We start from the raw sequence: 3,199 nt of genomic DNA on the forward strand, positions 1-3,199 counted from the left end.
CTTTGTGTAAAACTTTGTGCCCTTTGTGGTTAAAAAACGTAAGCACGAAATTCTCAGAGGTTCAAGAAAACATACAAAGAAAAATTAAACTCAACTCCGTGCCCTTTATGTAAAACTTTGTGTTCTTAGTGGTTAAAAAACATAAGCACGAATTATAATCTAGTAATTCACATCTTCTCAAAACTAATATTTATTGAACATTAATCAGACAAAAGCATTATATTGATACTATAATAAAAACTATGCAACACGATTCAAAATTACCCCATGTTGGTACCACTATATTTTCTGTGATGAGCGCATTGGCCACGCAGCATCAAGCCATTAACTTATCACAAGGATTTCCAAATTTTAAGAGCGATCAAAAATTGATTGATTTAGTAAATCAAGCTATGAATTCGGACTACAATCAATACGCGCCAATGCCCGGAAGTTTAGACCTTAGATTGGCTATTTCGCATAAATATCAATTGTTGTATAACAGCGATTACCATCCCGAACATGAAATTACTATTACGGCTGGTGCAACACAAGCTATTTTCACCATCATTTCTGCCTTTATTAGAGCCCAAGATGAAGTGATTATTTTCAAGCCTGCCTATGATTGCTATCAACCTGCGGTGGAACTCAATGGCGGTATATGCATTGAAATTCCGCTATACACACCAAATTATACCATAGATTGGGAGCTAGTTGCTTCAAACATATCACCAAAAACAAAGATGATTATGATTAACACGCCTCACAATCCAAGCGGCACTGTGTTGACCAAAGGCGACATGCTACAACTTGAAAAACTCACCAAAAACACAAATATCATCGTGTTAAGCGATGAAGTGTATGAGCATATTATTTTTGACGGTTTAGAACACGAGAGCGCCTGTAAATTTCCCGACTTAAAATCGCGTAGTTTTATAACGGCGTCTTTTGGAAAAACCTTTCACAACACCGGCTGGAAAATCGGCTATTGCTGTGCGCCAAAATCGCTGATGGATGAATTTAGAAAAGTACATCAATTTAATGTGTTTTCGGTTCACCATCCTACGCAAAAAGGATTGGCAGATTATATGCAAAATCCCGAGACCTATTTAAAACTAGGTGCATTTTTTCAGCACAAAAGAGATCTGTTTTTAAGTTTAATCGCCGATACGAAATTCAAATTTAAACCTTCTCAAGGAAGTTATTTTCAAGTTTTGAATTACAGTGCTATTTCTGATGAACACGACGAGAGTTTTGCAAAAAAACTCACCATCGATTACAAGTTAGCATCCATTCCTCTATCTGTATTTTACTCAAATAAGCAAGATGATAAGGTGCTGCGATTTTGTTTTGCGAAAACCGATGACACCTTAAAAAAAGCTGCTGATATTCTTTGTAGAATTTCGCAGGAAATCAATTATTAAAGTTGTGAAATTCTTATGATTCTTAATTTGATTTGCAAGCCAATATTCCGTATCTTACTATGTAAAATTAAAAACAAAGAAAATGACAATAAGAATATTTAAATTTTTAGCCGTATTTACCCTATCAGCATTTTTATACAACTGCGGAAGCAGCCATAACGTAGTACACGACGGTAGTGTTTACGAAGTTAAGGGCAGCAAAATTTACAAAGCTGGAAACGAAGTTACTGAAACACTTCCTGAAGAAACTAAATCTGGCATTCAAGAAACTTTAGAAACGCGTTTAGCTTTAAAAGCCGAAGAAGAAAAACGACAAAAAGAACTTGAAAACAGACAAAAAGACCAAGAGAAAATTCAAAAAAAAGCTGAGAAACGTCAAAAAGAACTAGAGAAAAAGCAAAAAGAAATAGAAAAAGAACAAGAAAGACGCGAAGACGCCAGAAAAGCTTTTATCAAAGCAAATGATAAACTAAAGAAAGCGCAAAAAAAATACGATCGTCTTTTAGAAAAAGGAAAGTTATCACCAGTTGATATCGAGAAATGGGACGAGAAAATTGAAAAACTTCAAAAAGAAAAAGACATAGCAGAAGAACGTTATAATTCACTTTAAAATTTAATTCGCATTTGAAAGTATTAATTGTTCAAACAACTTTACACTGGGAACAACCTGAAATTAACCGAACTCATATTGCAAAGTTAATTTCAGAAAAGGCATCGGAGGCCGATTTGGTAGTACTGCCCGAAATGTTTACCAGTGGTTTTACCATGAATCCGAAACTAGTGGCCGAAACGATGCTGGGCGATACTATTAAATGGATGCGAAAACTTTCACAACAATACCAGACTGCCATAACCGGCAGTTTGGTTATTTTAGAAAACGGCCATTATTACAACCGATTGGTTTTTGTGCATCCAAATGGCGACATTGACCAGTACGATAAACGCCACACCTTTGCCCTAGCAAGAGAACACGAACACTACACCGCAGGTACACAACAGGTAATTATAAATTACATGGGTTGGCGTATTTGTCCGCTAATATGTTACGATTTGCGTTTCCCTGTTTGGTCTAGAAATACCCAAAACTACGATATACTCCTTTATGTTGCCAATTGGCCAGAACCCAGAGTCAACGCTTGGGACGCACTTTTAAAAGCACGTGCCATCGAAAATATGAGTTACTGCGTTGGCGTGAACCGCGTTGGCAAAGATGGTAATGACCATAACTACGTTGGTCACTCAGGCGTTTATGATATTTTAGGACATAAAATAGACAAGCTTATACTCGAATCAGAAAATGTGGCACTTGTAACTCTAGAAAAAGAACAGGTGCAATCTACACGAGATAAATTGCGGTTTTTGGATGATAGGGATGCGTTTGAGATTATCAACTAGATTTTGAACTCGCAGGTGTTGTCCCAAGGTTTCGGGACTGTGAGGTCTTAACTAAGTAAAGCAGCATTTAATTGTACAAAAAATTAAATGCAATAATCCTTACAATTAACACCAAGTTTTATCTCAAAGTTTCCCCAACAAAACCAGGTATTTCATTCATAATCAATAAATTTTAACATTTAAAATTAGTTTATTATCCATTTTTTTTTACGTTTGTTGAAAGTGAAATCTTAAATTATTATTAAGTTCTCACATTTACCCCTAAAAACTTTACAATTTTTAATGTTTAATTTCAATTTGTATTGCTATGAACAAAATGTGTAAAGTGCTTATTGTAGAGGATCATCCTTTAATCATTAACAATTTCAAAACTGCTTTTTCTCAGGTAGAGAAACAGCAAC

General features: G+C 35.3%; 3 protein-coding genes. All 3 read left to right on the forward strand.

The window, feature by feature from the left end:
* Positions 1-242: 242 nt before the first annotated feature.
* The 3 genes from V7Z48_RS13040 (at position 243) to V7Z48_RS13050 (ending at position 2,798) form a co-directional block, all read left to right on the forward strand.
* Positions 243-1,403 (forward strand): methionine aminotransferase, encoded by a 1,161-nt coding sequence (locus tag V7Z48_RS13040; RefSeq protein WP_334114040.1) that lies wholly within the window; start codon positions 243-245, stop codon positions 1,401-1,403.
* A gap of 82 nt (positions 1,404-1,485) precedes the next feature.
* Complete coding sequence (locus V7Z48_RS13045) at positions 1,486-2,013, forward strand: hypothetical protein (protein ID WP_334114041.1); 528 nt, start codon at positions 1,486-1,488, stop codon at positions 2,011-2,013.
* A gap of 14 nt (positions 2,014-2,027) precedes the next feature.
* The gene (locus V7Z48_RS13050; protein ID WP_334114042.1) at positions 2,028-2,798 is read left to right on the forward strand and encodes an amidohydrolase; all 771 of its coding nucleotides are present in this window, start codon (positions 2,028-2,030) and stop codon (positions 2,796-2,798) included.
* The last annotated feature ends 401 nt before the right edge of the window (positions 2,799-3,199 follow it).

The sequence above is a fragment of the Paucihalobacter sp. genome (assembly GCF_036825875.1).
Taxonomy (GTDB): Bacteria; Bacteroidota; Bacteroidia; order Flavobacteriales; family Flavobacteriaceae; genus Paucihalobacter.

What these genes read in the sequence shown, in the direction of transcription:
- V7Z48_RS13040 (WP_334114040.1), top strand. Translation starts at nt 243, where the DNA reads ATGCAACACGATTCAAAATTACCCCATGTTGGTACCACTATATTTTCT.
- V7Z48_RS13045 (WP_334114041.1), top strand. Translation starts at nt 1,486, where the DNA reads ATGACAATAAGAATATTTAAATTTTTAGCCGTATTTACCCTATCAGCA.